This window comes from Streptomyces sp. NC-S4 (genome assembly GCF_054353315.1).
This window is the reverse complement of the sequence record NZ_CM135937.1, coordinates 7465495-7491324: the sequence shown is the minus strand read 5'-3', so window position 1 is coordinate 7491324 and position 25830 is coordinate 7465495. Positions and strand designations below refer to the sequence as shown.

The window sequence follows — 25830 nt, the reverse complement described above, 5'->3', positions numbered from 1 at the left end:
AGCATGAAGCATCGGGAAGTCCGTGAGCTGATGACCCGCGAGGTCGTCACCGTCCCCAGCAACGCTCCGTTCAAGGAGATCGCCCGCACCCTGACGGAGCACAAGGTGTCAGCCGTTCCGGTCGTCGACTCTGCCGGCCGGCCGCTCGGCGTGATCTCGGAACGGGACCTGCTGCCGAAGTCCGCCGGCCAAAGCGACTACTTCCGGTCACTTCCCGAGCGGGAGGCCTGGCAGGAGGACAAGGCCGCGGGTACGCGCGCCGAGGAGCTGATGTCCTCGCCCCCCGTGTGCGCCAGACCCGACTGGACCGTCGCCGAAGCAGCCAGGTTGATGGAAGCACAAGGAGTCAAGCGGCTCCTGGTCGTGGACGACTCGGACGTACTGATCGGAATCGTCAGCCGTCGGGACCTGCTGCGGATCTTCCTTCGGGCGGACGAGGACATCCGTCACGAGATCATGGGTGACGTCCTCGAACTCGGCGTACGTCAGAGCCCCTCGGCCATCACCGTGGCCGTCACCGACGGCCGGGTCGAACTGCACGGAACCGTCGACTTCAGGAGCCTCATCCCGCTCATCGAACGCCTCTGCCGGACCGTCGACGGCGTCGTCTGCGTAACCCAGCATCTCGGATACGCCATCGACGACACGAACTCAGTCTGAACAAGCCGCCGTGCAGCCTCGGCACGTGCGACGACCAACTCCCCGACCCATGCGGGACCCTGCCGGGAGAAGCAATCATGAACGATCGAATCGTCGCCGGTCTCAACGGATCCGCGGAAAGCCTCGCGGCCGCCCGCTGGGCGGCGCGAGAGGGCCTGCTGCGCGGCGTGCCACTCCACCTCGTCCACGCCGAGGAATGGTCATCTCCCCGCGACCTCCCGATGCCGACCAGCGATGTGCGCCGTCACTGGGCCCAGTCGCTGCTGAACGAGACCGCCGACGAACTGCGCGCGAGCCACCCCGAACTGGAGGTCGGCATCCGATCGATCGACGGCAGACCGGCCGCCGAGCTCGCCGGCGTCGCAGCCGGCGCGAACATGATCGTCCTGGGCTCTCGGGGACTGGGCACCGTCACGGGCTTCGTACTCGGTTCCGTCGGCATGGCGGTCATCCAGGCGACGGTACGGCCCGTGGTCATGGTGCGGGCGAGCGAGGACGCGGTGCCACACCCCGACGGTCGGCACACGGCCCGTGAGCTGCTGGTGGGCGTTGACATCAGCCGACCGTGTGATGCCCTGCTCGCCTTCGCCTTCGAGGAGGCGCGGCGGCGGGCATGCACCCTTCACGTCCTGCACAGCTGGTCGCTGCCTCCCCTGGTGGGGTACGGCGCGGCGTACGATCCGAGAGTCCACGCCCAGCTCGAAATGAGCGCGGAGGCCTCTCTGCACGATGTCCTGGCGCCTTGGCGGGACAAGTACCCGGATGTCGGCGTCATCGCTCGCGCGAGCCTCGGGCACGCTGCCACGGAGCTCATCAGGATGGGCTCGGAGGCGGGACTCATCGTCGTCGGCCGCCGCATCCGACGGAGCTCGATCGGCGCGCACATCGGACCGGTCACCCATGCGATCCTTCACCACGCCAAGGCGCCCGTCGCCGTCATCGCGCACGAATAGCGACCCCTTGCGTGGCGCTGCGGCTCACCGCTCCGCGCAGATCGTCTCGACGAAGTGACCCACCTGCTCCTCGGACAGGTGCCTGGCAAGATCGGCCTCACTGATCATGCCAACGAGACGGTGGTCGGCGATCACCGGCACACGCCGGATCCGGTGATCCTGCATCGTCTGCAGCACCTGGCTCGTGTCAGCCTCCGCGTCGACCGTGATCGGCTTGCCCTGCGCCAGCTGTCCGGCCGTCATGTGGTGTGGGTCCTTACCCTTGGCCAGGCACTTCAGCACGATGTCACGGTCGGTGATGATGCCGTGCAGACGGTCGTCGGGCCCGCAGATCGGCAGTGCACCGACGTCCAGATCGCTCATCCGTCGGGCCGCGTCCATGAGCGTCTCGGTCTCCTGAACGCAGGTGGCACCGCTGTGCATGATGTCCCGCGCGGTGGTCATGGCTGCCTCCTCACATGCGTATCCGTACCCGTCTCCAGTCTGGTCTTGGGCCCAGCGCCTCGCTCGTCGACGCGAGATCATGGGGACATGGCTTCTCTGCGCCATGGGCCAGAGCACAAGGCCTTCCGAGCTCTCGCCGGATGCCGGTCCGACCGGCAGACCACCTGACGTGAGTGGCCCTGGTTGATCAGGCCCCAGACCTCTTTCCACCGCACCGGGGGCGGGCCGGTCGGCCCCCCGGGGGGCCGACCGGCCCCTCAACAGGAGGCCGTCGGGCAGTCAGTCTGGAGTGAGCGGGAAAGCTCCGATCCGCGAAGAGGGAGATGGAGACCATGGCGAACCGAGTGACCGTCGGCCTCGACGGGTCCCCGGAAAGTACGGCGGCTGCCCGCTGGGCAGCCCAGGAGGCCGAACTTCGCGGTGCCTCCCTGGACCTGGTCCACGCCGAGGAATGGCTGGAGAATCCTCCCCTTCCCGTCACGACCACCGAGGAACGTCGGAGGTGGGCCGAGGCCGTCCTCCGCGACACCGCCGATGAGACGCACCGCGCACATCCGTCGCTGAAGGTCGACACCCGCCGAGTGGGCGGGCTACCTTCCCTGGCCCTCGCCCGCGCCGCCGAGGACTCCGACATGCTCGTACTTGGCTCGCGCGCGCTCGGCAACATCGCGGGTTTCCTCGTCGGATCCACCGGCGCCGCCACCGTCATCGAGGCCGTGCGCCCCGTCGTGCTGGTCCGGTCCATGGACCGCGCGGGCAATCCGCCGGACGGTACCCGCGACCGCGGGCCCATCGTGGTCGGAGTGGACATCCACCAGCCCTGTGACAAGCTGCTCGCCTTCGCCTTCGAGGAGGCGTCCCACCGCCACTGTCCGCTCGTGATCATCCACGGCTGGTCGCCACCGCCCATCCTCAGCTACGCACCGGCGCTCGACCCCGGCGTCCAGCAGGAAATGGCCCACGGCATCACCACCACACTGGACGAGATGATCAGCCCCTGGCACGAGAAGTACCCTTCGCTGCAGGTCGACTCCCGGGCCACCATCGGACAGCCGGCGATCCAGGTCCTCGACGCGGCCTCCACCGCCGCCCTCGTCGTAGTCGGCCGCCGAATCCGCCACTCCGCCTTCGGCACTCACATCGGCCCCATCACGCACGCCGTGATGCACCACGCGGTCGCGCCGGTCGCCGTCATCGCCCACGAGTGAAGCCCACCGCACAGGCAGGTAAGTCTCATGAACGCATCGTTTCCGGACCCGGCAGCGATTGTTCCGCTCATCGAGGACGCTGCCATGGCTCCTTCCATGCACAATGCCCAGCCTTGGAAGTTCCTCTACCGACCGGCCTCCGGGCTCATCGAGCTCTACGGCGACCCGGGCCGTGCCATGCCCCATGCCGACCCGGACCACCGCGCCCTCCATATGGGCTGCGCCGCCGCGCTGTTCAACCTACGGGTGTCCGCGGCCTCGGCAGGCTGGGGCGCTGACGTACGGTTGCTGCCCGACCCGGACGATCCGTGGTTGCTGGCCGCTGCCAACCTCCGGGATCCGGGGCCAACGGACAGCGATCTCGGAACCCTCCATCCAGCCGTACGGCGACGTCACTCCAGCCGATTTCCTTTCGCGGAGGAGGAGATCCCTCCAGCACTGATGGACGGCCTGGGAGCCGCAGCTCTTCTCGAAGGGTGTCGCCTGGCCGTACCGGACGCTTGGCACACCGATACCGTCCTGGGTCTGGTACACGACTCCGAGCATCGCGAGGAGATGGACCCCTCCCTGACGGCAGAGACGATGGCGTGGACACATGCCGGCACACCGGACGAGCAGACCCGTCCCGACGGAATTCCCGTGAACGCCCTCGGTCCGAAGCACTCAGGTCGGGGTGGAGTCGTGCGCGACTTCGGTCGCTCCCGGCGCGTTCCCGGTCGTGGGTGGGCCACCTTCGAACAGAAACCGCAGATCGTGCTGCTGGGTACGTCGGGTGACAGGCCCGAGGACTGGCTACGAGCAGGACAGGCCCTGCAGCGGGTTCTCCTTCAAGCCACCGCCGACGGGCTGGTCACGTCCATGACCTCACAGCCGCTCGAATGGCCCGCGCTCCGCTGGACGGTGCGCGATCCGGGCTCGGCGATGACCCACGTCCAGATGGTGATCCGGCTCGGCTACGGACCGCAGGGTCCCGCAACGCCCCGGCGCCCGGTAGCCGAAGTGCTGGACATCCGATGAGACCGGGCATCGAGCTGCGGCCAGGACCTTCGTTGCCGTGAGCACGCCGCTGCACGCGGCGTCGCCACTCGCCTCAGTCCGGTTCCATGTAGGGGCGGCGGAAGACCGGGGCCTGACCGGAACCATACGGGCGCACGGCCGCCATCGCCTGGATGACCGCGGCCTCAAGAAGGCCGCCGGTGTCGATGGGGACGGCCTCCTCCCACGGCGGCTCCGCGGCTGCCATGGCCACGGCCACCTCAGGGGTGGCGTCGGACGCCCCCGGGGCGCGGGTGCTCAAGCGCGCTGCCGACACCTCTCCCGGAGCCTGGCAGTGCAGGGCCACCAGGTCGGCGCTGGTGCGTTCGGCCATGCGCAGGGCGGCTTCACGCTGTCCGGCATCGGACCATGTGGCGTCCAGAACGACGGACTCGCCCAGGGACAGGAGGGCGGACGCCCGGTCGAGCAGCGCCGCGTACGTCCTCGCGGTCCACTCGGGCGTGTACAGCCCTTCGCCGTAACCGGCGGCTGCGGATTCCTCCGCCGGCATCCCTGCCAACTCCTTACGAAGGCGGTCGCTGCTGAGCAGCGTGACACCGAGGCGATCAGCCAGTGCGCCGGAGAGCGTGGACTTTCCGCTGCCCGGGAGGCCGCCGACGAGGGTCAGGCTGACGGCGGAAGTGCGCAGGTGGCGCAGCGTCGTGGTGACCAGGCGCCTCGCTGCCGTCTCTGCACCGCGAGTGCCTTGAGCTGCCTGGATCAGGGACACCTTGGCGCGGACGAACGCGCGGTAGGCGACATAGTGGTGCCACAGAGACGGCGGTGCGGGGTCACCGGAATACTCGCCGTACTGGGCGAGGAAGAACGCCGCGGCCTCCGGGGCACCCGTCTGCTCCAGGTCCATGGCGAGGAAGGCCGCGTCGTCGAGACCGTCGACGGAGCGAAGGCGGTCGTCGAACTCCAGGCAGTCCAGGAAGCGGGGGCCGTCGTCGAGACAGAAGATGTCCTGGGCGAGCAGGTCGCCGTGGCCGTCGACCACCCGCCCCTGCTCGATACGCGCGTCGAACAGTTCCTCGCGGCCGGCGAGATAGCGCCGCACCAGGCGCTCGATCTCCTCCACCCCGTCGAGCAGCTGGGCGTCGTCGGTCAGTTCCCTGACCTGCGTGAAGCTCGCTTCCCAGCGTGCGGACAGCGCGTCCCGCCTGCCTTGCTCGTCGATGTCCGGGCCGCGGGGCGCGTCCGCGTGACGGGAGGCGAGGAGGCGTGCAACGGTCCGCAGAGCGTCGTCGACGTCGGCGCCTTGGCTCACAAGCAGGGACAGGCGTCGTTCCGCCGGCATGCGGCGCATCACCACGAGGGGTTCGGGCGTGTCCACGCCGGGGCTGCGGAATTCTCCCAGCCCCAGGTAGACGTCAGGGGCGAAGCGGCGGTTGAGAGCGACTTCCTGTTCGCACGCGGTCCGCCGGGCGGCCGTGGTCGTGTAGTCGAGGAACCCCAGGTCGACCGGCTTCTTGACCTTGTAGGCGCGGTCACCGACGAAGAACAGCACGGCCGTGTGTGTCTCGCACACCTCTGCCCGAGGCAGCCGCGGAACATCGAGGCCGGCGCCGGTCCGGAGCACGGACGCGTCGGCCCGGTGCGCCGAGCCCATCGACTCCTCGGGGTGGCCCGGCTCAGTCATGGGGAATGACGGCGACGGGGCAGCGCGCGTGATGGATGGCGGCGGTGGCCACGGAACCGATTGGGGGCGCGAGGGCGGGGCGGTTCCTACGCCGGCCGACAACCAGTAGTCCTGCACCCTCGGCGGTCCGGACCACGACCTTGGTCGGGCTTTCAAGACCGATACCGGGAGTTACTTCGACGGTCGGGAACTTCTCGCGCCAGGGGCGAAGAGCCTCACTCAGGAGCTTCTGCGCGTCCTGTCTGATCTTCTCGGTCACGTCGTGGTCCACGCCCCAGGGAGCGTGAGCGTGGAGGGGCATGCTTCGGCCGTGGACGGCTTGCAGGGGAACGCCCCGTGCCGCGGCGGCGGCGAAGGAGAATGCGAGCAGGTCGTCGCACGGACCGCGCAGTTTCAGCGCCACCACTACGGCGCCCGAGGCGCCTGGAGCGGACGATGTCCCCGTTTCGCGCGTCCCGGCGCGTACCAGGACCACCGGCCGCTCGGCCCGTGCCACGACGGGCATGCTGATGTCGCCCAGGAAGTAGCTCTCGACGGGCTCCATCCCCCGCGATCCGAGCACGGTCATATCGGACTCCGCTGCCGCCTTCAGCAGTGCCTCCTGGGCATCTTCGGCGACCAGATTGCCGACGATGGTCAGGCCCGGGTGGCGCGCCTGGAGCTCGGCCTTCGCGTTGTGCACGATCCGCTTCGCCCAGTAGTTCTGATCCATCTCGGCGGGAACGTGGGTCGGTTCCGGCGCCAGGAGGGGCCACGCGTGCAGCAACCGCAGCGTGAGCTTGCGGCGGGCGGCTTCGTCAGCGGCCCAACGGGCGGCGGCAAGGCTCTCGGGTGAACCGTCGAGGCCCACGGTGACGACTGGCTCCATGCCGACTGCTCCGTCTGGTAGATGACTGGAATGACGGTGAGGTACCCGTCCGGCCTGCCCGGAGCCCTGTCGTCTCCGCGCTCGCGCCGGTAGCCGTGCAGCGACCGTAGGCGGTACTCGCCGAAGCAACTACGCCAACGCGCCGTGCACACGGTCGCATGTCACCCGAGCAGCACCTGGGCGGGATCAGTTGGTGCGCTCGATGTCCAGTTCCAGGAAGTGGGCCGAACACGAGATGCACGGGTCGTGGTTGCGGACGGCCCGCTCGCACAGCCGGGTGAGCTCGGCCTGGGAGCCCTCACCCCGATCGAGACCAGCTTGGACCAGCCGACGCAGGTCCTGCTCGATGGCGCCCTGGTTCTGGGCGGTCGGCGGAACGATGCGGGCGTCGGTGACACGGCCCCTGCCGTCGAGCGCGTAGCGGTGGTAGAGCAGGCCGCGCGGCGCCTCCGTGGCACCGTGCCCGGTGCCGGCCCGGGCTGGCACCTCTACGTACGGGCGGGCTGGACGCTCGTACTCCGCGATGATCCGCAGGGCCTCTTCCACCGCGTACAGGACTTCCACCGCACGGACGAGGATGCTTCGGTACGGGTTCCTGCAGACCTCTCCCCGCCCGCCGTCTGCGCGCGACGGGGGGGCACCCAGCCCGGCCTCCCGTGCCGCTTGCAGGGCCAGCGGGGACAGCAGGTGACCGCTGACCGCCCAGCGGGCGAGGGAGCCGGTGAGATGCCTTCGGCCGTCCAGCCGGGAGTGGAGGGCTGTGGAGTGTGACACCTGCTCCTCGGCCACGTGGTCGGTGAAATCCCGCAGGGGGAAGCTGTGCGGCGGGAGCGTCCCGCCGTACCGGAGCACGGTGGGCACGCCGGACTCGATGGCGTAGGTGTCCTCCTCGGCGAGGGCGAGCAGGTCGGCTTCGCACTCGGCGTCCGGGAATTCGAAACCGGCAACCCAGCGCACCGTGTCCCAGGCGTCGTCGAGGGCGGTGCGCAGCCGTTCTTCCAGGGGGCGGAGTTCGGCGCGGGTCGGGGCTCTGTGGAAACCTCCGAGCCGGACGTTGACGGGGTGGATGGCCCGGCCCCCGAGCAGTTCGACCACGGCGTTGCCGGTCTGCTTCAGGCGCAGTCCGCGCTTGACGTGCTCCAGGTGGGAGCGGGACAGACCGATCACGTCGTCTTCGCCGAGGAAGTCCGGTGCGTGCAGCATGTGGATGTGCAGCGTCTGGCTCTCGATCCATTCGCCGCAGTACAGCAGGCGGCGCAGGGCGGCCAGTTGTCCGTCGACGCAAACGCCGCACGCGTCCTCGACGGCACGGCAGGCACTCATCTGGTAGGCGACGGGACAGATCCCGCAGATGCGGGAGGTGAGGTCGGGTGGCTCTGTGTGCGCCCTGCCGCGTAGGAAGGCTTCGAAAAACCGCGGTGGCTCGTAGATCTTGAGCCGCGCCTCGATGACCGTGGCGTCGTGGATCCTCAGGTGCAGCGCGGTCTCCCCCTCGACACGGGCGAGTGAGGGGATGCGGAGCTCCTGGGACCGGGGCGTGGGATCGCTCATCCGGGGCCTTCCGCGTCGGTCGTACCGGGCTGTCCTTGCTCCTCCACGGCGGTGAAGGCGGTCACGTTGAAGGTGTGCAGGTACCTGCCGATGTCCTCCTCGCTCATCCCGTCGCGCTGCATGAGCGGGACCAGCGCGGGAAGGTTCGTGGTTCCGGCCGGCCCGAAGCAGCCGTAGCAGCCGCGCCCGTAGGTCGGACACAGGGCTCCGCAGCCCGCGTGGGTGACGGGGCCGAGGCAGGGCGTGCCGTGGGCGACGGTGACACACACGTTGCCGCGCCGTTTGCAGGAGAAGCAGACGCTGTGGTTGGGGATGGCGGGCTTGCGCCCGGCGAGGAAGGCGGTGATGACCTCGACGAGCTGACCGCGGTCGATGGGACAGCCGCGCAGTTCGAAGTCGACGGGTACGTGGGCGGAGATCGGCGTGGAGGTCGCGAGGGTCTCGATGTACTCGGGGCGGGCGTAAACGGTCGCCAGGTACCCGTCGACATCGGCGTAGTTCCGCAGTGCCTGCACGCCGCCGGCCGTGGCGCAGGCGCCGATGGTGACGAGGTGGCGGGCATCGGCGCGGATGCGCCGGATGCGCTCCAAGTGCTCAGGTGTGCTGACCGACCCTTCGACGAGGACGAGGTCGTACGGGCCGGGCGCGGGCTCGCTGGACGCTTCCAGGAAGTGGGCGATCTCCAGTTCGGCGGCGATGCCGAGCAGTTCGTCCTCGCAGTCGAGGAGGGTGAGCTGGCAGCCGTCGCAGGAGGCGAACTTGAACACGCCGAGGCGTGGGCGGGCAGGAGGCTGGGGTGGGGTGGGGGTGCTCATCTCACAGTTCCCGGACGGTGAGCAGGGGCTCGGCCTGGTCGTAGCCGACAACCGGGCCGTCGCGACAGAGAAGGAGAGGCCCCAGCTGGCAGTGTCCGCAATGGCCGGTGGCGCAGCGCATGTTGCGTTCGAGGGAGACCCGGATGCGATCGGGACGTACCCCTTGGTGGATCAGCGCCCGTGCTGTCGCGCGCATCATCACCTCGGGACCGCAGACGAAAGCGACCGTGTCCGGCGGCGTGAACCGGGCCTCGCGGAGCAGCGTGGTGACGACTCCGACCCGGCCGGTCCAGCCGTCGGAGGGCCGGTCGACCGTGACGGCGCCGAACGGCTCCTGCCAGGCGGGGAACTCGTCTCCGTAGAGCAGATCCGCGGGGGTCCGGGCACCCGCGAGGACGTTCAGCCGCCCGAAGGCGTGGGGCTCGGCCAGAACGGTGTCGACGAGGGGACGCAGCGGGGCGAGCCCGATGCCGCCGGCGATGACGAGCAGGTCGCAGCCATGAGCGGCAGCGGTGTCCCAGGCGGTACCGAAGGGGCCGCGCACGCCGACCCAACCGCCGGTCCGCAGGCCGCACAATGCGCGGGAGACGGCCCCCACGGCGCGGACCGTGTGCGTCAGCCGGTGCCCGTCTCCGAGCCGAGACACGGACACCGGGATCTCGCCGACTCCGAACGCGTACAGCATCGCGAACTGGCCGGGTGCGAAGAGGTTCAGGGCATCCCCGGCAGGCTCCAGTACGAGCGTGACCGTGTCGTGCGTCTCGTCACGGCGGTCCAGCACGCGATAGGGCAGCGGTGTCGGCGTCATGGTGCTGCTCCGCTCCCCCGCGGTCCCGGCGGTCCGTAGAGGTCGAGCAACCGGGTGCGGGTGGCTCGCAGCCGGTCGCCGATGGTCTCGGCGACGGCGGTGACCAGTGACAGCCCCAGCGCCGTGTCCTCGGCGCACAGGTCATGGACGGCGGCGGCATCGAATTCCCAGGCGTGGACGGGGTCCCGTGTCTCGGCCGCGAGGTACCACTGCCGGGGCGGGCACAGCCATGACCAGCCGAGCAGGCTGCCCGCACCGATGGTCTCGACGACCTGTCTCCCCCGACCGGGCATGTGGATGTCAAGCGCGACCGTGCCCGAGCGGATGATCCAGAAGCGGTCGGCTTTCTCCCCTTCTTCGAAGATCCGCGTGCCGGCCGGAAGGGCGATGTCCCGGGCGAGGGTCATCAGCTTCCCGCGCTGCTCCGCCGTCAGAGCCGCGAGCACACTCTCACCGGGTGGCTCACCCGGACGCGGGGTCACGGCGTGTTCTCCCGCTGCGTGGCCTCCTGGTGTAGGGCGTGGGCTTCCTCGGTCAGGTCGATCCCCGTGGGACACCACACGATGCACCGGCCGCATCCGACACAACCCGAACTGTCGAACTGGTCGTGCCAGGTACCCAGCTTGTGGGTGAGCCACTGGCGGTACCGGCTGCGCGGGGTGGACCGGACAGGACCGCCGTGGAGGAGCGAGAAGTCCAGGTCGTAGCAGGAGTCCCAGAGGCGCCAGCGCTCGGCGTGATCGCCGGTCAGGTCGGTGACGTCCTCGGTGGTGGTGCAGAAGCACGTGGGGCAGACCATGGTGCAGTTGCCGCAGCTGAGGCACCGGGCGGTGACGTCGTCCCAGCGCTCCGCTTCCAGGCTGTCCCGCATCAGCGTGCGCAGGTCCACCGGCGGCATGGACCGGCCCATGCGTTCGGCGGCGGCGCTCACGGCCTGGGTCGCGGCCGCTCGGGTGGAGCCGTCGGGGCTCCGCCCCGGCAGTTCCTCAAGGACCGCGGCTCCCTCCTCGCTCCCGCTCCGGCACAGGAAGCGGTGACCGGCATCGTCCACGACCTCGGTGAGAGCGAGGTCGTACCCGGCGTCGGCGGCCGGCCCGCTCCCCATCGAGACGCAGAAGCAGGTGGCACCCGGCTCGGTGCACTCGGCCGCGATCAGGAAGGCGCCCGTCCGCCGGGACAGGTAGGTGGGATCCCGGTACCTGCCTCCGCTCATCACACGGTCCAGGATCTGAATGGCACGCAGATCGCAGGGCCGCACGCCGAGGAACGCGTACGAGATGCGCTCCGGCTTCTCCTCCCGGACAACCAGAGCACCGTCCGTACCGCGGTCCGCGGACCACTGACGGACGCGCTCCGGGTGCAGGAACGACTTCCATGACTGGGGTCCCGCACTGTGCGCGAAGGCCGCCCCGTCCTCGCGGCGGCGCAGCCGGTACTGCCCCGCCTCCAGTTCGACCCCCCACCCGTAGGGCAGTGCGTCTGCGGTGTCCAGCTCGTCGAGGACGATCGCGCCGTCGCGCACGGTCGGGCCGATCACCGTGCGGCCGCGCCGCTTCAGGACACGCACGAGCGCGTCCAGACCGTCACGGTCGAGGACCGCCTCGGCCTGGTAGTCGAGGACGTCTCCGGCATCCGAAGCGTCGGTCATGGTGCACCTCTCGGTCTCCACGTGCCTGGATTCGGCAGCATGTCAGACCTCCCGGCTCCGGGGTTCGAACCCGGTCCGGCGAGTCCGCTCGTCGTGCCGGCGAACATCCGCCTCGATGCGCAGGGTCAGAAGCGGCAGGGCGGCCGCGACCGCCGGCGTGAGCCCAGTGCCCAGCGAACGGTCCGCCCCCTCGACCGCATACACGATGAGACGGCCGGGGCCGCGCCCGACGCGGTCGGCGAGGCACACGGCCTCGGCGAGCCCCAGCCCGTGGGTGCTCTGCCTGCCTGCGGCAGCGGGGTGCGGCATCTCGCCGGGAGCCACACACCACCGGTGTGTTCGCCCTGGCTGAGCCGCAGGTGGGAAGCAGGCGTCGACGACGAGGGTGAGGGCCTTGCCTTCCCAGAGGCCGATCAGTCGGCCGGGGTCTCCGTCGCACTGTGCGAGGTCAGTGCCGGACGGGAGAGGTCGCTGTGCTTTCCGTGCGCGCAACAAGGAGATGGCGGCCCACCCCAGCCCGTCATCGCGCCGGAACTCGTTTCCGATCCCGATGACCGCAGTACCGGCGAGGGGCTTCACAGGTACCCACTTCCTTGTCCGGGCGTCTCCAGGAACAGCCTGCCCTGTTAGCGGGACGAGGTCCTGTGCCGCGGGGCAAACGGCGTATGGCGCGGTACCGAGTGCGGGACGGCGCACCAAGGCTCTGAGGCCGATCATGGGACTGACAGACGCGGAAGGGGGCCGTTCGGCACTGGCCCTTCGTGCAGCGGGCACCGGATCGTGGAAAGCCAAACGCGGCTCGGAGGAACCGCCGAGCAGTCCGGTTTCTGGCGCGGTGTCCTGCGCTCGTCCAGGGCGAGCACGCCGCCACTGAGCCGACCGCAAGTGCTCGCTACTCGGCCGATCCGGTAGCCGGGGGTACCTCCAGAACGAAGAACAGGTAGCACATCGTGGCCGAGAAGCGTTCAAAATCGTCGGGGTAGAGCTCGCGGGCGGCCGGGTCGGGCTGTGGCTCGCTGATGACGGCCAGACGGAAACCGGCCGCAGAGAAGGCGTCAGTCATCGCGTGCAGCGGCCTGCGCCAGAAACTCATCCTGGCGTTCTGCCCCACCAGGTCGGTCCATTCCTGGGTGTAGCTGGTGGTCGCGTGATAGTCAGGCCGAGGATCCTGGATGGCGTAGTCCACGAAAGGATGCTGCACCGACGCGATCAGTCGACCGCCGGGCCTGAGCACTCGCCGCATCTCGGCCAGCGTCGGCCCCCAGTCCTCCAGGTAATGCAGCACCAGCGAGGCGAGGACATCATCGAACGCACCGTCGGCGAACGGCAGCGGGTCACCCAGATCGGCCACATGCAGAGCCGCGTCGGCACCCAGCCGCTGCCGTGCCAGCTCCACCATCTCGGCGCTGGAGTCGAGGCCGGTGACGAGAGCGCCCCCATCACGAAGTGCACCGAACAGGGGGCCGGATCCGCAGCCGGCGTCAAGGATCCGGCGGCCGGCCACGTCCCCGGCGAGGGACAGCATCGCGGGCCGCTCGTAGTAGGCGTTCAGGAGACTGGTCTCGCTCAGGGCCGAGTACGCCTCGGCAAAGCTGTCATAGTCGTTGACCCTGTCCGCGAGTGCGGGCTTGGCATGGTCTTCGGCGCTGGGCATGCTGCGGTCTCCGTCGTGTCATCTCGGCATATCGCACTGGTGTGTCGTCCTGATGATCGACGTAAATTCAGCGCGTCCCGGTTCCGGTGTCGGAGACAACTAGTGCCGTATCAAGCAACGTTTGCCCCGTCCTGACATGTCGTCCGGTTTCTGCGCCGGACGGCGTCAGACGTCCAGAATGATCACGTGGCTGAGCGCGTGCAGGTTCGGAATATTGACGACGACGAGGGCAGGCGGTTACTGCAGATCATCCGCAGGGGCACCGGCTCGGTGGTGACTTGGCGGCGGGCCCAGATGGTGCTGCTGTCAGCGCAGGGGATGCCGGTGGCGAAGATCGCTGAGGTGACGTTCACCAGCGTGGACCGGGTCCGGGACGTGGTCCACAACTTCAACGCCGATAGCTTCGAGTCGCTCTATCCAAAGTACAGAGGCGGTCGGCCCAGGACGTTCACCCTTCCCGAGCGCCGTGAGATCAAGAAGACCGCCAAGTCCAAGCCGGTCGAGCACGGCCTGCCGTTCTCGACCTGGAGCCTGGCGAAGCTGGCCGACTTCCTGGTCGCCGAGGGGGTGGTCGACGACATCAGCCACGAGGGCCTGCGCATCCTGCTCCGCGAGGAAGGCGTCTCCTTTCAACGCCTGAAGACCTGGAAGACCTCCCGCGACCCCGACTACGCGGCCAAGAAGGCCCGGGTCGAGCACCTCTACGCGATAGCCGACGGCGAGGTCATACCCGAGGAAGGCGAGCCGGGAGTCATTTTCTGCATGGACGAGTTCGGCCCCCTCAACCTCCAGCCCCACCCCGGACGGCAGTGGGCCGAACGCGGGGGCCGGCACAAGGACCCCGACCGCGAGCCCCGGCCTCGCAGGCGAGCGACCTACAACCGCCCGCATGGCGTCCGGCACCTGTTCGCCGCCTACGACCTGGCCAAGGACCAGCTCTACGGGCACATCAAGAAGACGAAGAACCGCTCGAAGTTCCTGGAGTTCTGCCGCTACCTGCGCTCGCTGCACCCGATGGACCTACGCATCGCGATCGTCTGCGACAACTACTCACCCCACCTGACCACCAAGCGGTGCCAACGGGTCGGGACCTGGGCTGCGACGAACAACGTGGAGATCGCCTACACCCCGACCAACAGCTCCTGGCTCAACCGCATCGAGGCCCAGTTCACCGCCCTGCGCTACTTCGCCCTCGACGGCACCGACCACGCCAGCCACAGGGAGCAGGGCAGCATGATCCGCCGCTACATCATCTGGCGGAACAAGCACGCCCAGGACGAGCGCCTCCGCAGCGTCGTCAGCAGGGCGAGCATCGCCTGAATCGAGCAGAGCGCCTGGTCAATCACGCCCCAGCAGATGGGCGTCCTGGGACTGCGGATCCCAGATGACCAGGCGGAACTCCGCTGCAAGCTCCTCGATCGCCTTGATTGCCGCGTCGCTCCGCGACGAGAAGCTCAAATTCATGATCACGTGGTCGATACCGATCGTCAGCGGCGTCGACATCCACGGCGACTCTGCGGCGAAAGGCGGGCGGTCTGGGAACAGTGAACGGAGCCGCTCATAGAACCCGACCACTCGCTCATCCAACTCGCCCTCGTCGTGGTGGTCGGAGGTGCACCGATCGAACATCGCACGCACCGCCGCAACGTCGGCTGATTCGTCCATCGCCAGAACCGCAAGATCGAAGCTCACGGGGCTATCTTCCACCCCGCCTCACCGGTGCGACGCACGGGGCGAACGTTGTCTGATGCGGCACTAGATCGTTTCCTTCGGATCACCTGATCGTTCGCCCACCGCAACCGCCTCACGTTCAACGGCACCATCATCGAAACCGGAACCGAGTCCCATCGCCTCGCCAGCATCCGGCCCCGAGCCGAACCCACGGAGGCCGGTTGATCTCATCCCAACTGTCTGCCGGCCCCGTCGTCGCCGAGGGAGGTCCCGGGCGAGAATCGAAGTCCAGGACCGCCGACGAAGGGGAGATGGCCGTGAGGCACGCACTCAACTTGTGGCGCCAAGAGCTCGGAAATGTGCCCGAGTCGGTCTGGCGACAGACCGAGCTCCAGGTGCTGATCCTCGCGGACAACGGACTTACGGCCCTCTCACCGGACATCAGGCAGCTCCACCGGCTGAACACCCTGGACCTGGGCCACAACGCGCTGACGTCGGTGCCCGAAGAACTCGGCGAGCTGACCGAGCTCAGCAACTGCCTCTACCTGCACGACAACCAACTGTCTCGGATTCCCGACTCTCTGGGGAACCTGCGCCGGTTGCGTTACCTCAACGTTGGCGAGAACTCGCTCACCACCCTGCCGGAGACCATCGGTGGGATGAGCGGCCTCATCGAGTTCAGGGCACAGCACAACCGGCTCACCGCCCTGCCCGATGCCATCGGCCAGCTCCGCTGCCTGCGTGAGCTATGGCTCCGAGGGAACGCGATCGAGCACTTGCCGTCGTCAGCTGCCGAGCTGCACGAACTGCGCCACCTGGACCTGCGCGAGAACTCCCTGACCGAGGTGCCGGAGTCACTGGCCGGCCTCCAACGACTGCGTCAGATCGACCTGCGGAGCAACCACCTCGGCCAGCTGCCCGACTGGCTCGCCCTGATGCCATCGTTGGAGAAGCTGGATCTGCGTTGGAACGAGGTCGATCCCTCCCTACCGCTCCTCAGCGAGCTGGAGCGGCTAGGGTGCGTCGTCTTGACCTGACAGCAACCACCCCTTTCGGCCTACTCATCGCACGCCGTCCGCGCGTAAGCGCGGTATCCGCTTGATGATCCCTGTTCCCCCGGATCAGCGGGGCCACCGACCGCGTCGAGGCAGCCGTTGCGGCAGGCCACCCACCGTCGACCGTGCGGCATACAGACAGCGCCCCACGGTCGAGCGGTAAGCGGCGTGCCCGCCACGACGAGTGCCGCGTCGGCGGGGCGAATGCGGGAGCCTTCGTCAGCGGACGACGTCGAAAACGTTCTTCCGCAGGCCGTTAGCGTAGGCCTCGTGTTCAACGAGCTTCAGCTTCTGCGTGCCCTTGTCCGTGGCACTGAAGAGCCGCTTGCCCGCGCCGAGCAGCAGCGGGAAGACGACCAGGTGGTATCTGTCGATCAGGCCGGCGTCCGACAGGGCCTGGTTGAGAGAGGCACTGCCGTGGATGATGATCGGGCCGCCCTCGGTCTCCTTCAGCGCGGCGACCTCGTCGAGCTAGCGCAGGATCGTCGTCTCGCCCCACTTCGACACCAGGTCACCCTCGCCGAGGGTGGTGGAGACGACGTACTTCGGCATCACCTTGTAGCCGGCGAAGTCCTCCATGTCGGGCCACACCGGGCTGAACGCCTCATAGCTGGTCCGGCCCATCAGGATCGCGGAGGCTTCCTTCTGCTCCCGGCCCCTGATCTCGAACGCCTCGGGGAGGAACTCGACGTCCTTGAAGGTCCACCCCACCGCAGCAGCGATGCGCTGTGAAAGCCGCAACCGGTGGCGCGGCAACGTGATGTAGCCGGACTCGATGGCTTGGTCACTGGTCGAGAGCTCTGGCGCGGTTCACATACTCGCAACGGGCCTTTCGTTGCGCCAGGATCGCTGAGGCGCCGTCGCGCGGCTGACAGCGGCGAGCCAGGAGTGCTGGCACCTCAACATGCGGCCCCAACAGGTCCAGGAGCCCAGCCCCAAGCTGAGGAATAGCGCACAGTCGAAATACCGCCTCTCCACCAGTATCGAGTCCGAAGGCGGCGACGGCAGCCGTCGCCAGCACGAGCAGCGGGCCCGGCAGCAGTCGCGATACGTGCGGCGACGCGAATAGCAGAGCCAGCCCGACCGCAGCGAGGATTACTGTGGGCCAGTGCACCTGGGATGCCTCCCGGAAGAACGAGAGCAGCTGCGGGAAGAACTCCGAGCCCGTGATGGAAACGCCAGTCAGGCGGGGCAGCTGGTCCACGATCATGATCAGGGCGACACCGGCCAGATAGCCGACCAGCACGGGCCGGGACAGCAGATCCGCGAGGTAGCCCAGCCGCAACGCCCAGACCGCCAGGCACAGCACTCCCACCACGACGGCGATCGCCGCTGGGAGGGCCGCGTAGCGGCCAGGGTCCCCGGCGGCCAGAGGGCCGACCGCGACGGCGGTCATCAGCGCCGTGGTCGACTCCGGTCCGACGGAGAGCAGACGGGAGGTGCCGGACAATGCGTCCAACACCATGGCCGGAAGCACGGCCCGCAGCCCGGCGACGGGCGCCAGGCCCGCGACGCCCGCGTACGCCATGACCTGGGGCACGAGGTACGCGGCGACAGTGACACCTGCGAGCGCGTCCCCTCGCAGCCAGCCACGCCGGCAGCCGGTCAGAAAGGGCGGCTTCCAGACGAAATCCCGGGGCGGCACGAGCCCTCCTCCGGTCAACAACGACAGGCTTGCGCACGAACGACGCCTTCCGGGCAACGCGGCGTCGGACGCGCGGACGGGCGAGGTCGACCACGCCGGAGATCACGGCAGGGCGCGGTCACCGGTGCCCGCCTGCCGTCCGTGGTCGCGCGCGAACGCTTCGAGAGCCTGCCTGGGCGGGCCCTGGGTGTGCAGGAAGCGCTCGTCCAGGATGCTCGCGAGGTCTTCCAGGGCGGAACGCAACACCGTGGAGGCGAGCCGGACATCCCGATGCCCGGCTTCCGACGCCTCATCGGCGATGTCGAGGGCGTAGCCGATCTGGAGGGCCAGGGAGGTCCGGTCGTCGCCATCGTGGAAGTAGTAGGACTCCGCGTACTGGAGGAAGTCGACCGCTGCCACGGACAGTGACGTGGCCAGGCTGTCCAGGACGGCCGCCCCGGCCGGCGAGTCGATCTGTTCCTTCGAGGGATGGGTACGGGAGAGATGGGAGAGTCGCAGCGCAAGCGCCCTGCGGCGGGCCAGAGCCGGATAGATGCCGAGGATCCAGGAGACCGTCGCTGTCAGCAGGGCGAACCCGACCAGCGCCTCCAAGGGTGCGAGGAGACGCAACCACCCCTCGGCAGGTGCGACGTCACCGAGACCGAGCGTGGAGAGCGTGACCAGCGAGATGTACGTCGCGTCCAGCAGGCCCGCATGGTCGTCGGGCTGCAACCCGCCCGCGTACACGAACGCGTCGGGCATGTGAGGCCAATAGATCAGCGCCCACCCCACCGCCAAGGTCAGGGCCCACAGGGCGACGACGGACACCATGGCAAGCGGGCCCGCCAGGCCGGCCGCCGTGCGACGGGTGCCCAGGACCGAGGACAGCCGCCACAGTGTCGTCATGACCAGGCGGCTCAGCCCGCCGTGACGCGTCGGGTGCCACAGCGTATGGAACACGTCCCGAAGGATCAGCAGAACCAGGGCGGCGCCCGTGACCGTCACCAGCCAATCCATCCGGAACCCCTTTTCCACCGCGTTTCGCCCAGGTTCGCGCACCTCCGTGGTAGCTGATCGCAGCCCACGCCGTCCCCCGGTGTCAGAAGCAGGGCCAGGCCTCACCGGCGGCCGTTAGTCGACCGTGGTCCGGGTCCCAGGCGGAACCCGGTGACGAGTTCGGACCGGATACGCAGGACGTCGGCCATCGGCTGCTTCATCCACGGGTCGAGCAGCGCCGCAAGCCGTTCGGCTTCGTCGCGGTTCACGATGAGCTCGGTGTAGCCGACCACCACGACACTCCAGCCGAGATGCGTGTCGGGGTCGATGGCGTCGGCTTCGTATGCGAGGACGATGCCTGGTTCGCCCGGCGTCGCCACCAGCGACGCATGTGAAGCGCCTTCGTCCAGCCGGACGAGCACGTCCTCGCCGTCGACGACGTGACTCATCGGCCGAATGGCAGGCAGCGCCTGGTGGGTGAAGACGATGCGGCCGAGCGAAACGGTACCCAGGAGCCGCAGCGCTTCGGAGCGGTCCAGCTGCTCCGTGGACCGCACCGGGTTCGGGACGGGGCCGTGGTCCGGTCTCCAAGCAGTTTCATGATCCATCCCACAGCCCTCCGCTCCGACCCCGTCTTGTCGGCCTCGGCTTCACCCAGCGTCTTTCCCGTCTCGCACGCCGTGCCAGGGCCGAATGGTCCCCTGTCCTGCGGAATCGGGGGCCGGTCGGCCCATCCCCGGCACCCGGAGTGCCGCACAGACTTGAATCGGAATCGACCGGAGGCCGCCATGAGGACCACTCCCCCTACGAAGATCGCCGGCGCGCCGCCGGTTCAGCACCGTCCCCGGCTGATGGGCGTCGCCCAAGAGATCAACTTCCCCGAGGGGGCCCGTCTCTTCAACGAGGGCGGCCGGGCTGACAGGTTCTGGATCGTCCGAACGGGCATCGTGGCATTGGACGTGCATGTGCCCGGCAGACAGCCGGCGGTGATCGAAAGCCTGGGACCCGGCGAACTCGTGGGGTGCTCGTGGATGCTGCAGCCCAGTTCCTGGAGACTGGGGGCCGTTGCCACGACGCCGGTTCGCACCTACGAATTCGACGCCGCGACGGTGCGCACGATGATGGATACCGACCCTGCTTTCGGCGCCGCGATGGGCCACTGGGTCGCGCAGGTGCTCGCGCACCGGTTGCACGCCGCCCGTGTCCGGCTGCTCGACCTCTACGCCCCTCACGGCAGTGGCAGCTATCTCTGACAGCCGGTGTCGTCCACCCCAACCACCAGCAGTGAGGAGTCCGTCATGCCCGCGTCCCGGTACACCGTCAGCGACGTCATGACCCATACGGCTGTGGCCATCGGCCGCGAGGCTTCCTACAAGGAGATCGTCGAGCTGATGGACCAGTGGAAAGTCAGTGCTGTTCCCGTCCTGGAGGGCGAGGGGCGCGTCGTCGGAGTGGTCTCCGAGGCGGACCTGCTGCCGAAGGAGGAGTTCCGGCGGGACGACCCCGTGCTTCCTGATCAGCTGGAAGAGGCTTCCAAGGCAGGGGGTGTGCTGGCCGAGGAACTGATGTCGACCCCAGCCGTGACTGTGCACCCCGACGCCACACTCGCCGAGGCTGCCCGGATCATGGCGCGAAAGCACGTGAAACGCCTCCCCGTGGTGAACGGTGTGGGGATGCTGGAGGGAGTCGTCAGCCGGAGCGACCTGCTCAAGGTGTTTCTGCGACCGGACGAGGAGATCGGCGAGGAGATCCGCGACTCGGTTCTCGCCGGGCTCGCTCCTCCCGTACATCTGCAGGCGTCGGTGAAGGAGGGCGTCGTCACCTTGCGCGGATCGCTCCGTGATCGCGCACTGGTGCCGCTGATGGCCCGTGCGGTCCGTGCCGTGGAAGGCGTGGTGGACGTGCGGATGGAACTGGAAGGGCAGCCCACCGGGGCCTCCTGAGGCCTCTTACCGCCCCGGAACCCGGGGGCGCCGCCCAGGTGCGTCCGCCTGATCCCCTGAGACAATTCGCATGAAACATACAATGCGGATCGATCACAGGGGCGTACATGTCCGACGTACCGGCAGCCTCCTACGAGGGAACCGTCCGGGTCTTCCTCTTGGACGACCACGAGGTCGTACGCCGCGGCCTGTACGACCTGCTGGACGCGGAGCCGGACATCGAGGTCGTCGGCGAGGCCGCCACCGCCGAGCAGGCGCTGGCCCGCGGACCGGCGCTGCGCCCGGACGTCGCCGTACTCGACGTCCGGCTGCCCGACGGCGACGGGATCACCGTGTGCCGCGAGCTGCGCTCGCGCATGCCGGAACTCGCCTGCTTGATGCTGACCTCGTTCGATGACGAAGACGCGCTGCTCGACGCGATCATGGCTGGTGCGGCCGGCTACGTCCTCAAGCAGATCAAGGGGTCCGACCTCGTCTCGGCCGTACGGACGGTGGCGACCGGGCAGTCGATGCTGGACCCGGCGACGACCGCCCGCCTCATGCACTCCCTGCGGGACCCGGAGGCCGTCAAGGCTCCGGATGACGATCGGCTGGCAGCTCTCTCCGAGCGGGAGCGTTCCGTACTCGAACTGATCGGCGAGGGCCTCACCAACGCGCAGATCGCCAAGCGGCTGTACCTGTCCGAGAAGACGGTCAAGAACCACATCTCAAGGCTGCTGGGCAAGCTGGGGGTGGAGCGCCGGGTGCAGGCCGCTGTCATCGCCACGCAGGTCCATGAACACGAGCCGGAGCGCGGCAAGGGCCGGAGCTGAGTGACTACGGGGCGTGCTCACCTGGAGGGTGGGCAGTGGCCTCCACCGCCCAGTGGGACCCGCCATTCCAGCTTTGTGCCCTGCCCGGTCGGCCCGTGCGCCGAAACGGAGAGTTCACCACCCAGGCGTTCGGCCCGTTCACTGAGATTACGCAGCCCGCTGCGACGACCTCCCTCCGCCATTCCCACTCCGTCGTCGTTGACCAGTACGGTCAGTACGCCCTCGACGGCTGCGATGGACACTTCCGCTTGGCTTGCCCTCGCGTGCCGGGCGACGTTGGTGAGCGCCTCCCCGACCACGGCGAGTGCCTCGTCCGCGGTCTCGGCGGGTACGTCGGTGTCGATCAGGCCCTCCATCCGCAGGGCCGGGGCGAAACCGAGTACCTGGGCGGCCTCCTCGATGGCCTGAACGGCACGGAGCCGCAGCTTCGGCGGCACCCCGGATACTTCGTGTTCACGAAGCCCGAAGATCGTCGACCGAATGATCTTGATGGTGGCATCCAGGTCGTCGATCGCCCGGGCAAGTCGTTCCGAAGCCTCGGGATGCTCGACGAAGGGTTGCGCGCTCTGCAGGGTCATACCTGTGGCGAAGAGGCGCTGGATGGCGAGATCGTGCAGGTCGCGGGCAATGCGGTCGTGATCCTCCAGCATGCTCATCTGCTCGGTGTCCCGGCGCCGGTCTGCGAGCTCCAGGGCCACGGCGGCCTGGCCGGCGAAGCCGGGCAGGGCTGCGAGCTCGGCGCGGGCGAACGCCGGGCGGCCGCGCTTGCGGGCCAGGATGAGGACGCCGCTCAGCTTCTCCTTGGTGCCGAACGTGACGGCGACGGCGGGGCCGAAACCCTTCCACCGTTCCGGCTGCACGGTGATCCGGTCGTCGGCCCCGACGTCGGCCACGGTGATCAGTCCGTCCTCCTCGCCGAGGGCAGCGGCGGTCAGGGTGCCTTCACTGCTGGGCAACACGATGCCGCGATGTGCCTCGGCGCCCTCCCCCAGGGCCAGCGAGCCGCGCAGCTCCCCGCTCTGGCCCACGAGGTAGAACACACCGATGTCGGCGACCGTGATGTCGCGAGCTCGCTCCAACATCCCCTCCAGCACCTCCGTCTCGGCCGAGCCGGAGAGCAGAGCACTGGTGAAGTCGGAGCTGGCGGCCAGCCAGCGCTCCCGGAGGCGTACCTCTTCGAAGAGGCGGGCGTTCTCGACGGCAATGCCGGCCGCCACCGCCAGCGTGGACAGGACCGCCTCGTCCTCCTCGTCGAAGTCGATACCACCCCGCTTCTCGGTCATGTAGAGGTTGCCGAACACGTCCTCGCGAACCCGGATGGGGACGCCGAGGAAGGAGTGCATCGGGGGGTGGTGGGGAGGGAAGCCGTGGGAGGCGGGGTGACCGGACAATTCCGAGAGCCGGAGCGGCTCGGGGTGCCGGATGAGCTGGCCGAGGATGCCGTGGCCGGAGGGCAGGTCGCCGATCTCGGCCCGGAGGTCGTCGCTGATGCCGACAGGAAGGAACTGGGCGAGCTTCTGGTCGTCACCGATGACGCCCAGCGCTCCGTACTCCGCGTCCACCAGGACGACAGCGGCTTCGACGATGCCACTCAGGACCTGTGGCAGATCGAGCTCCCGACCGACGGACATCACAGCCTCGAGGAGCCCGTTCAGCCGGTCCCGGGTGCCGCGCACCTCGTCGATACGAACCTGGAGCTCCTCGAGCAGTTCGTCCAGCCGGAGCCGCGGAAGCCCAGGACGCACGGGACCCAGCTCGTCCCCGCCCATGCGTACCTCCAGCGGCGCCCCGGGGAAGTTCGGCCTGCCTCTTCACCGTATCCCTGCCCCCACCTTCCCGCTCAGGCTGAAGGCATCATCCGGAGTCGTCCGCGCCGAGATGCCGAATGTGTGCGTCCGGTCCCGGGAAGAAGAGGGTGGTCCTGCCGGTGTCCGACCAGCGGACGTCGTAGGGCGGGGTGCCGTCGTCGTGGTGCAGTCCGACGACTTCGCCGTCGCGACCCGCTTTGCCCACCGTCGGCCCGCCCACCACTATCTCGTCACCGACGCGAGCGTGGGGTCCGTGCTCGGACGTGCGCGTCTCCATGATCATCATCTCCTTCGGAATGCGTGCCGTGCGAGTCGGGCCGCCGCGAAGCCACTGGTGAGGGCGGCTGATGCTCGGCCAGTCGGCGTTCCGCTTCGAGGTCGGTGAGCCCGCCGGGCGCGCGCACCGGTACCCCTGCGGGGGCCGGGGTCATCGCCATGGCGGTCCTATTCGGCCGGAACCGTGATCACCGGGCAGAACGCCCGGTGGAGCAGTCCGTGGACAACGGAGCCCAGGCGCATGCCGGAGTAGCCTCCTCGTCCGCGACGGCCCACCACCACGGCCAGGGCGTGCTCGGCGGCTTCCGCGAGCTCTTCCACCGGGTGCCCGATCGGGACCTCGTGGGAGAGCACCACGTCCGGGTACTTCTGCGACCAGCCGGCCGTGGCCTCGGACAGCATCCGCCGCTGAGCCTGCAATGCGACCTCCTCGTCGTGGAGCAGGAAGACCGGCGGCTGCCACACTGCGATGGCGCGCAGTGCTGCGCCGCGCAGGTCGGCTTCCTCGAAAGCAAGCGCCAGCGCAGCCTTCGAGGACTCACTGCCGTCGATGCCGACGACCAGGTAGGGCGTGTCCTGGGTGGTGTGCTCGGGGTTTCCCACCACGACGACGGGGCAATGCGCCTGGGCCAGGACCGGGACCACCGTGGAACCGGCGCTGAAGAGTTCCGCGGTCCGGCTCAGGTGACGGGATCCGAGCACGAGCATGCGGGCCTGGTGAGACAGGCGTCCGATGGCGGGAACGGGGAATCCTTCGATCAGATCAGTGGCCGCGTCAAGCCCCAGGTGTCGGTCCCGCGCCCAGTCGTAACCTGCCGCGAGGGCTTCAGAGCCCGCCTGGCGCAGAGCCGTCCTGCGGGGTGTGTCATCAACCTGCCGCGTACGCTGCGGCGGAGGCACAGCCACGACGAGTCGGAGCCCGATCCCACGACGGTGGGCCTCGTCCGACGCCCAGGCAAGGGGCAAGTGCCAGTCCCTGGCCGGGTCGATGCCTACGACGATCTCGCGGCGTTCGGCGGTGGCCATCACGATCCACTCCCGTGCTCGTCCGGGTGGCGCGGGATGAGCAGCACAGGGCAGTGCGAGTGGTGTACGAGGCTGTGGGTGTGCCGCCCGAGGGTGGGTCCCAGGTATGCGGACGCCCTGCGACCGCCCATGACCAGCAGGTCGGCGTGTTGGGAAGCCTCTACGAGAACACCGGCGACGGACGCGCTCTTCTCGGCATCCGCCCGCACGGTGAGGTCCGGGAATTCCCGGCGGATTCGCTCCGTCAGCGCGGTCAGGTGCCGGACGTACTCGTCGGCGATCTCCTTGATGTCGTCCATCATGGTCATCATGTCGCCGACGGACTGGAGCACGTTCCACACCTGGAGCAGCCGCAGCTCGGCCTTGCGCAGCTCGGCCTCGCGCGCCGCGTAACGCACACAGTCCAGATCTCGCTCGTCACGGACCCCGGCGAGTACCGTCCCGCTCTCGGCGCCGCTTTCGGTTCCCCTGACGATGATGACGGGCGTCTTCGCACCGGCCGCCACCTTCAGGCCCACGGATCCGAGCAAGAGGGAGTTGAATCCGCCCAACCCCCGGTTGCCGACCACTATGGTGCCGCGACGACCAGCGGCCCGGTGCAGGCTGGCCACGGGGTCACCACGACCGAATTCCGTGGTGGCGACCAGGCCGGGGTGCTGCTTCTTGACCGCAGCAGCGATGTCGTCGAGCAGTTCGCGGCCGGCGACACGGACGCGCTCGATGGTGTCGACGGATGCGTAGAGTGCCCGGCCGTCCGTGTCGGCGCCGTACACGATGTGCAGCGGACGCCCTCGGCGTTCGGCCTCTCCCGCTGCCCAGAGCGCGGCCTGACGGGCGGGCTCGGAGCCGTCGACGCCGACGACGACGGAGCCGAGTTCGGAACCGCTGACGGTGTGCTCCATGATTCCTCCTCGCCCAGGGCCAGTGAGGGTCTGACCTCACAGTGACACCGCATGCCCCTCTGGGAAGAGGGCCGCTCAGGACCTTCATGGGGGCCAAAGGTCCCGGTCGGGCCTCCTCCGTGGTCACGCTGTGGTGTCCAGCCACCCGCTGTACGGCTTGAGGGACTCCTGCAGGGACGGAGCTCCGGCAGCCTGCATGTCGCCGTAGGCGGCTCGCTTCATCTGGAGGGCGAGATCCTCCATGGCACGAGCGACCGCGAGTTCTTCGCCGATCTCCGGGACGTCGTCGTCCTGGGGTGCGCAACGGGCGGTGCCGTGGCCCGTGAGCCTGTTCGTGCCCGTGTCGAGTTCCAGGCGTGCCTTCGTCGTGTGGTCCTCCTCGAAGAGGTAGAGGCGGACCTTCCATTCGGCCGTGTGTGACATGGGAGCCT

26 protein-coding genes and 4 pseudogenes are annotated in these 25830 nt (G+C 68.8%); 10 read left to right on the top strand and 20 right to left on the bottom strand.

The features are described 5' to 3' along the window. Nucleotides 1–3 precede the first annotated feature (3 nt). Both ACXNSR_RS33565 and ACXNSR_RS33560 read left to right on the top strand, forming a co-directional pair. Nucleotides 4–660 (top strand): CBS domain-containing protein, encoded by a 657-nt coding sequence (locus ACXNSR_RS33565; RefSeq protein WP_458639102.1) that lies wholly within the window; start codon nucleotides 4–6, stop codon nucleotides 658–660. Between the two features lie 77 nt (nucleotides 661–737). Beyond that, nucleotides 738–1613 (top strand): universal stress protein, encoded by an 876-nt coding sequence (locus ACXNSR_RS33560; RefSeq protein WP_458639101.1) that lies wholly within the window; start codon nucleotides 738–740, stop codon nucleotides 1611–1613. A gap of 24 nt (nucleotides 1614–1637) precedes the next feature. Here the strand turns inward: ACXNSR_RS33560 and ACXNSR_RS33555 are convergent, their stop codons facing one another. Beyond that, entirely contained in the window at nucleotides 1638–2057 is a 420-nt protein-coding gene (locus ACXNSR_RS33555) for a CBS domain-containing protein (RefSeq protein ID WP_458639100.1), read from the bottom strand. A 332-nt stretch (nucleotides 2058–2389) separates the two neighbouring features. On the opposite strand from ACXNSR_RS33555, the gene ACXNSR_RS33550 reads away from it, so the two are divergent. Both ACXNSR_RS33550 and ACXNSR_RS33545 read left to right on the top strand, forming a co-directional pair. Beyond that, nucleotides 2390–3265, top strand: a complete 876-nt coding sequence (locus ACXNSR_RS33550) for a universal stress protein (protein ID WP_458639099.1) — start codon at nucleotides 2390–2392, stop codon at nucleotides 3263–3265. A 27-nt stretch (nucleotides 3266–3292) separates the two neighbouring features. Further along, on the top strand, nucleotides 3293–4282 hold the full coding sequence (locus ACXNSR_RS33545) for an Acg family FMN-binding oxidoreductase (RefSeq protein ID WP_458639098.1): 990 nt from the start codon (nucleotides 3293–3295) through the stop codon (nucleotides 4280–4282). A gap of 73 nt (nucleotides 4283–4355) precedes the next feature. Here ACXNSR_RS33545 and ACXNSR_RS33540 read toward each other — a convergent pair whose 3' ends face one another. The 9 genes from ACXNSR_RS33540 to ACXNSR_RS33500 form a co-directional block, all read right to left on the bottom strand. Then, nucleotides 4356–5831: a bifunctional aminoglycoside phosphotransferase/ATP-binding protein gene (locus ACXNSR_RS33540; RefSeq protein ID WP_458643466.1), complete on the bottom strand. Its 1476-nt coding sequence runs from the start codon at nucleotides 5829–5831 to the stop codon at nucleotides 4356–4358. 103 nt (nucleotides 5832–5934) lie between these two features. Continuing rightward, on the bottom strand, nucleotides 5935–6810 hold the full coding sequence (locus ACXNSR_RS33535; protein WP_458639097.1) for a universal stress protein: 876 nt from the start codon (nucleotides 6808–6810) through the stop codon (nucleotides 5935–5937). Nucleotides 6811–6996: 186 nt separating this feature from the next. Further along, nucleotides 6997–8361, bottom strand: coding sequence for a Ni/Fe hydrogenase subunit alpha (locus ACXNSR_RS33530; protein ID WP_458639096.1), 1365 nt, complete (start codon nucleotides 8359–8361; stop codon nucleotides 6997–6999). After that, a complete protein-coding gene (locus tag ACXNSR_RS33525; protein ID WP_458639095.1) occupies nucleotides 8358–9176 on the bottom strand; it encodes an NADH-quinone oxidoreductase subunit B family protein in 819 nt (272 codons plus the stop codon). The genes ACXNSR_RS33530 and ACXNSR_RS33525 overlap by 4 nt, the downstream gene beginning before the upstream one ends. A 1-nt stretch (nucleotide 9177) precedes the next feature. After that, on the bottom strand, nucleotides 9178–9984 hold the full coding sequence (locus ACXNSR_RS33520) for an FAD/NAD(P)-binding protein (protein WP_458639094.1): 807 nt from the start codon (nucleotides 9982–9984) through the stop codon (nucleotides 9178–9180). Next, nucleotides 9981–10466 carry a cyclic nucleotide-binding domain-containing protein gene (locus ACXNSR_RS33515; protein ID WP_458639093.1) on the bottom strand — a complete coding sequence of 162 codons (486 nt, stop codon included), beginning with the start codon at nucleotides 10464–10466 and terminating at the stop codon, nucleotides 9981–9983. Before ACXNSR_RS33515 ends, ACXNSR_RS33520 begins: the two co-directional genes overlap by 4 nt. Further along, a complete protein-coding gene (locus tag ACXNSR_RS33510) occupies nucleotides 10463–11632 on the bottom strand; it encodes a 4Fe-4S dicluster domain-containing protein (RefSeq protein WP_458639092.1) in 1170 nt (389 codons plus the stop codon). The genes ACXNSR_RS33515 and ACXNSR_RS33510 overlap by 4 nt, the downstream gene beginning before the upstream one ends. 42 nt (nucleotides 11633–11674) lie before the next feature. Then, complete coding sequence (locus ACXNSR_RS33505) at nucleotides 11675–12211, bottom strand: hydrogenase maturation protease (RefSeq protein ID WP_326746994.1); 537 nt, start codon at nucleotides 12209–12211, stop codon at nucleotides 11675–11677. 313 nt (nucleotides 12212–12524) lie between these two features. Then, on the bottom strand, nucleotides 12525–13286 hold the full coding sequence (locus ACXNSR_RS33500; RefSeq protein WP_458639091.1) for a class I SAM-dependent methyltransferase: 762 nt from the start codon (nucleotides 13284–13286) through the stop codon (nucleotides 12525–12527). A gap of 186 nt (nucleotides 13287–13472) precedes the next feature. Here ACXNSR_RS33500 and ACXNSR_RS33495 point away from each other — a divergent pair, with 186 nt between their 5' ends. Next, nucleotides 13473–14606 carry an IS630 family transposase gene (locus ACXNSR_RS33495; protein ID WP_458639090.1) on the top strand — a complete coding sequence of 378 codons (1134 nt, stop codon included), beginning with the start codon at nucleotides 13473–13475 and terminating at the stop codon, nucleotides 14604–14606. 18 nt (nucleotides 14607–14624) lie between these two features. On the opposite strand, the gene ACXNSR_RS33490 is transcribed toward ACXNSR_RS33495, so the two are convergent. Beyond that, nucleotides 14625–14978, bottom strand: a complete 354-nt coding sequence (locus tag ACXNSR_RS33490; RefSeq protein WP_266602311.1) for a hypothetical protein — start codon at nucleotides 14976–14978, stop codon at nucleotides 14625–14627. Nucleotides 14979–15083: 105 nt separating this feature from the next. On the opposite strand from ACXNSR_RS33490, the pseudogene ACXNSR_RS33485 reads away from it, so the two are divergent. Beyond that, nucleotides 15084–15182, top strand: a pseudogene (locus tag ACXNSR_RS33485) (IS21-like element helper ATPase IstB); the annotation flags it as partial. A gap of 86 nt (nucleotides 15183–15268) precedes the next feature. Beyond that, on the top strand, nucleotides 15269–15994 hold the full coding sequence (locus tag ACXNSR_RS33480) for a leucine-rich repeat domain-containing protein (RefSeq protein ID WP_458639089.1): 726 nt from the start codon (nucleotides 15269–15271) through the stop codon (nucleotides 15992–15994). 237 nt (nucleotides 15995–16231) lie between these two features. Here ACXNSR_RS33480 and ACXNSR_RS33475 read toward each other — a convergent pair. The 4 genes and pseudogenes from ACXNSR_RS33475 to ACXNSR_RS33460 form a co-directional block, all read right to left on the bottom strand. Then, nucleotides 16232–16720, bottom strand: a pseudogene (locus ACXNSR_RS33475) (dihydrofolate reductase family protein); the annotation flags it as partial. A 178-nt stretch (nucleotides 16721–16898) separates the two neighbouring features. Continuing rightward, nucleotides 16899–17657, bottom strand: a pseudogene (locus ACXNSR_RS33470) (SulP family inorganic anion transporter); the annotation flags it as partial. 102 nt (nucleotides 17658–17759) lie between these two features. Then, a complete protein-coding gene (locus ACXNSR_RS33465; protein WP_458639088.1) occupies nucleotides 17760–18653 on the bottom strand; it encodes a potassium channel family protein in 894 nt (297 codons plus the stop codon). Nucleotides 18654–18754: 101 nt separating this feature from the next. Continuing rightward, the gene (locus ACXNSR_RS33460; protein ID WP_458639087.1) at nucleotides 18755–19189 is read right to left on the bottom strand and encodes a pyridoxamine 5'-phosphate oxidase family protein; all 435 of its coding nucleotides are present in this window, start codon (nucleotides 19187–19189) and stop codon (nucleotides 18755–18757) included. Between the two features lie 231 nt (nucleotides 19190–19420). Between ACXNSR_RS33460 and ACXNSR_RS33455 the strand changes: the two genes are divergently transcribed. From ACXNSR_RS33455 to ACXNSR_RS33445, 3 genes are all read left to right on the top strand, one after another. Then, a complete protein-coding gene (locus ACXNSR_RS33455; protein ID WP_458639086.1) occupies nucleotides 19421–19885 on the top strand; it encodes a Crp/Fnr family transcriptional regulator in 465 nt (154 codons plus the stop codon). A gap of 45 nt (nucleotides 19886–19930) precedes the next feature. Further along, a complete protein-coding gene (locus ACXNSR_RS33450; protein WP_458639085.1) occupies nucleotides 19931–20575 on the top strand; it encodes a CBS domain-containing protein in 645 nt (214 codons plus the stop codon). 107 nt (nucleotides 20576–20682) lie between these two features. Further along, nucleotides 20683–21387 carry a response regulator gene (locus ACXNSR_RS33445; RefSeq protein ID WP_053613052.1) on the top strand — a complete coding sequence of 235 codons (705 nt, stop codon included), beginning with the start codon at nucleotides 20683–20685 and terminating at the stop codon, nucleotides 21385–21387. Between the two features lie 17 nt (nucleotides 21388–21404). Here ACXNSR_RS33445 and ACXNSR_RS33440 read toward each other — a convergent pair whose 3' ends face one another. The 5 genes and pseudogenes from ACXNSR_RS33440 to ACXNSR_RS33420 all read right to left on the bottom strand — a co-directional run bounded on the left by ACXNSR_RS33440 (nucleotide 21405) and on the right by ACXNSR_RS33420 (nucleotide 25822). Next, a complete protein-coding gene (locus ACXNSR_RS33440; protein WP_458639084.1) occupies nucleotides 21405–23156 on the bottom strand; it encodes a sensor histidine kinase in 1752 nt (583 codons plus the stop codon). Between the two features lie 106 nt (nucleotides 23157–23262). After that, nucleotides 23263–23472: pseudogene (locus ACXNSR_RS33435) on the bottom strand (DUF1918 domain-containing protein); the annotation flags it as partial. Between the two features lie 167 nt (nucleotides 23473–23639). Beyond that, nucleotides 23640–24497, bottom strand: a complete 858-nt coding sequence (locus tag ACXNSR_RS33430) for a universal stress protein (protein ID WP_389806903.1) — start codon at nucleotides 24495–24497, stop codon at nucleotides 23640–23642. Next, on the bottom strand, nucleotides 24497–25399 hold the full coding sequence (locus tag ACXNSR_RS33425; protein ID WP_458639083.1) for a universal stress protein: 903 nt from the start codon (nucleotides 25397–25399) through the stop codon (nucleotides 24497–24499). The genes ACXNSR_RS33430 and ACXNSR_RS33425 overlap by 1 nt, the downstream gene beginning before the upstream one ends. A gap of 123 nt (nucleotides 25400–25522) precedes the next feature. Next, nucleotides 25523–25822 (bottom strand): DUF1876 domain-containing protein, encoded by a 300-nt coding sequence (locus tag ACXNSR_RS33420; RefSeq protein WP_389806729.1) that lies wholly within the window; start codon nucleotides 25820–25822, stop codon nucleotides 25523–25525. Nucleotides 25823–25830 lie beyond the last annotated feature (8 nt).

Bases quoted from the DNA above. Each gene is read 5' to 3' on its own strand.
- ACXNSR_RS33565 (WP_458639102.1), top strand. From the start codon at position 4: ATGAAGCATCGGGAAGTCCGTGAGCTGATGACCCGCGAGGTCGTCACC.
- ACXNSR_RS33560 (WP_458639101.1), top strand. From the start codon at position 738: ATGAACGATCGAATCGTCGCCGGTCTCAACGGATCCGCGGAAAGCCTC.
- ACXNSR_RS33555 (WP_458639100.1), bottom strand. From the start codon at position 2,057: ATGACCACCGCGCGGGACATCATGCACAGCGGTGCCACCTGCGTTCAG.
- ACXNSR_RS33550 (WP_458639099.1), top strand. From the start codon at position 2,390: ATGGCGAACCGAGTGACCGTCGGCCTCGACGGGTCCCCGGAAAGTACG.
- ACXNSR_RS33545 (WP_458639098.1), top strand. From the start codon at position 3,293: ATGAACGCATCGTTTCCGGACCCGGCAGCGATTGTTCCGCTCATCGAG.
- ACXNSR_RS33535 (WP_458639097.1), bottom strand. From the start codon at position 6,810: ATGGAGCCAGTCGTCACCGTGGGCCTCGACGGTTCACCCGAGAGCCTT.
- ACXNSR_RS33530 (WP_458639096.1), bottom strand. From the start codon at position 8,361: ATGAGCGATCCCACGCCCCGGTCCCAGGAGCTCCGCATCCCCTCACTC.
- ACXNSR_RS33525 (WP_458639095.1), bottom strand. From the start codon at position 9,176: ATGAGCACCCCCACCCCACCCCAGCCTCCTGCCCGCCCACGCCTCGGC.
- ACXNSR_RS33520 (WP_458639094.1), bottom strand. From the start codon at position 9,984: ATGACGCCGACACCGCTGCCCTATCGCGTGCTGGACCGCCGTGACGAG.
- ACXNSR_RS33510 (WP_458639092.1), bottom strand. From the start codon at position 11,632: ATGACCGACGCTTCGGATGCCGGAGACGTCCTCGACTACCAGGCCGAG.
- ACXNSR_RS33500 (WP_458639091.1), bottom strand. From the start codon at position 13,286: ATGCCCAGCGCCGAAGACCATGCCAAGCCCGCACTCGCGGACAGGGTC.
- ACXNSR_RS33480 (WP_458639089.1), top strand. From the start codon at position 15,269: ATGGCCGTGAGGCACGCACTCAACTTGTGGCGCCAAGAGCTCGGAAAT.
- ACXNSR_RS33465 (WP_458639088.1), bottom strand. From the start codon at position 18,653: ATGGATTGGCTGGTGACGGTCACGGGCGCCGCCCTGGTTCTGCTGATC.
- ACXNSR_RS33455 (WP_458639086.1), top strand. From the start codon at position 19,421: ATGAGGACCACTCCCCCTACGAAGATCGCCGGCGCGCCGCCGGTTCAG.
- ACXNSR_RS33450 (WP_458639085.1), top strand. From the start codon at position 19,931: ATGCCCGCGTCCCGGTACACCGTCAGCGACGTCATGACCCATACGGCT.
- ACXNSR_RS33445 (WP_053613052.1), top strand. From the start codon at position 20,683: ATGTCCGACGTACCGGCAGCCTCCTACGAGGGAACCGTCCGGGTCTTC.
- ACXNSR_RS33440 (WP_458639084.1), bottom strand. From the start codon at position 23,156: ATGGGCGGGGACGAGCTGGGTCCCGTGCGTCCTGGGCTTCCGCGGCTC.
- ACXNSR_RS33430 (WP_389806903.1), bottom strand. From the start codon at position 24,497: ATGGCCACCGCCGAACGCCGCGAGATCGTCGTAGGCATCGACCCGGCC.
- ACXNSR_RS33425 (WP_458639083.1), bottom strand. From the start codon at position 25,399: ATGGAGCACACCGTCAGCGGTTCCGAACTCGGCTCCGTCGTCGTCGGC.
- ACXNSR_RS33420 (WP_389806729.1), bottom strand. From the start codon at position 25,822: ATGTCACACACGGCCGAATGGAAGGTCCGCCTCTACCTCTTCGAGGAG.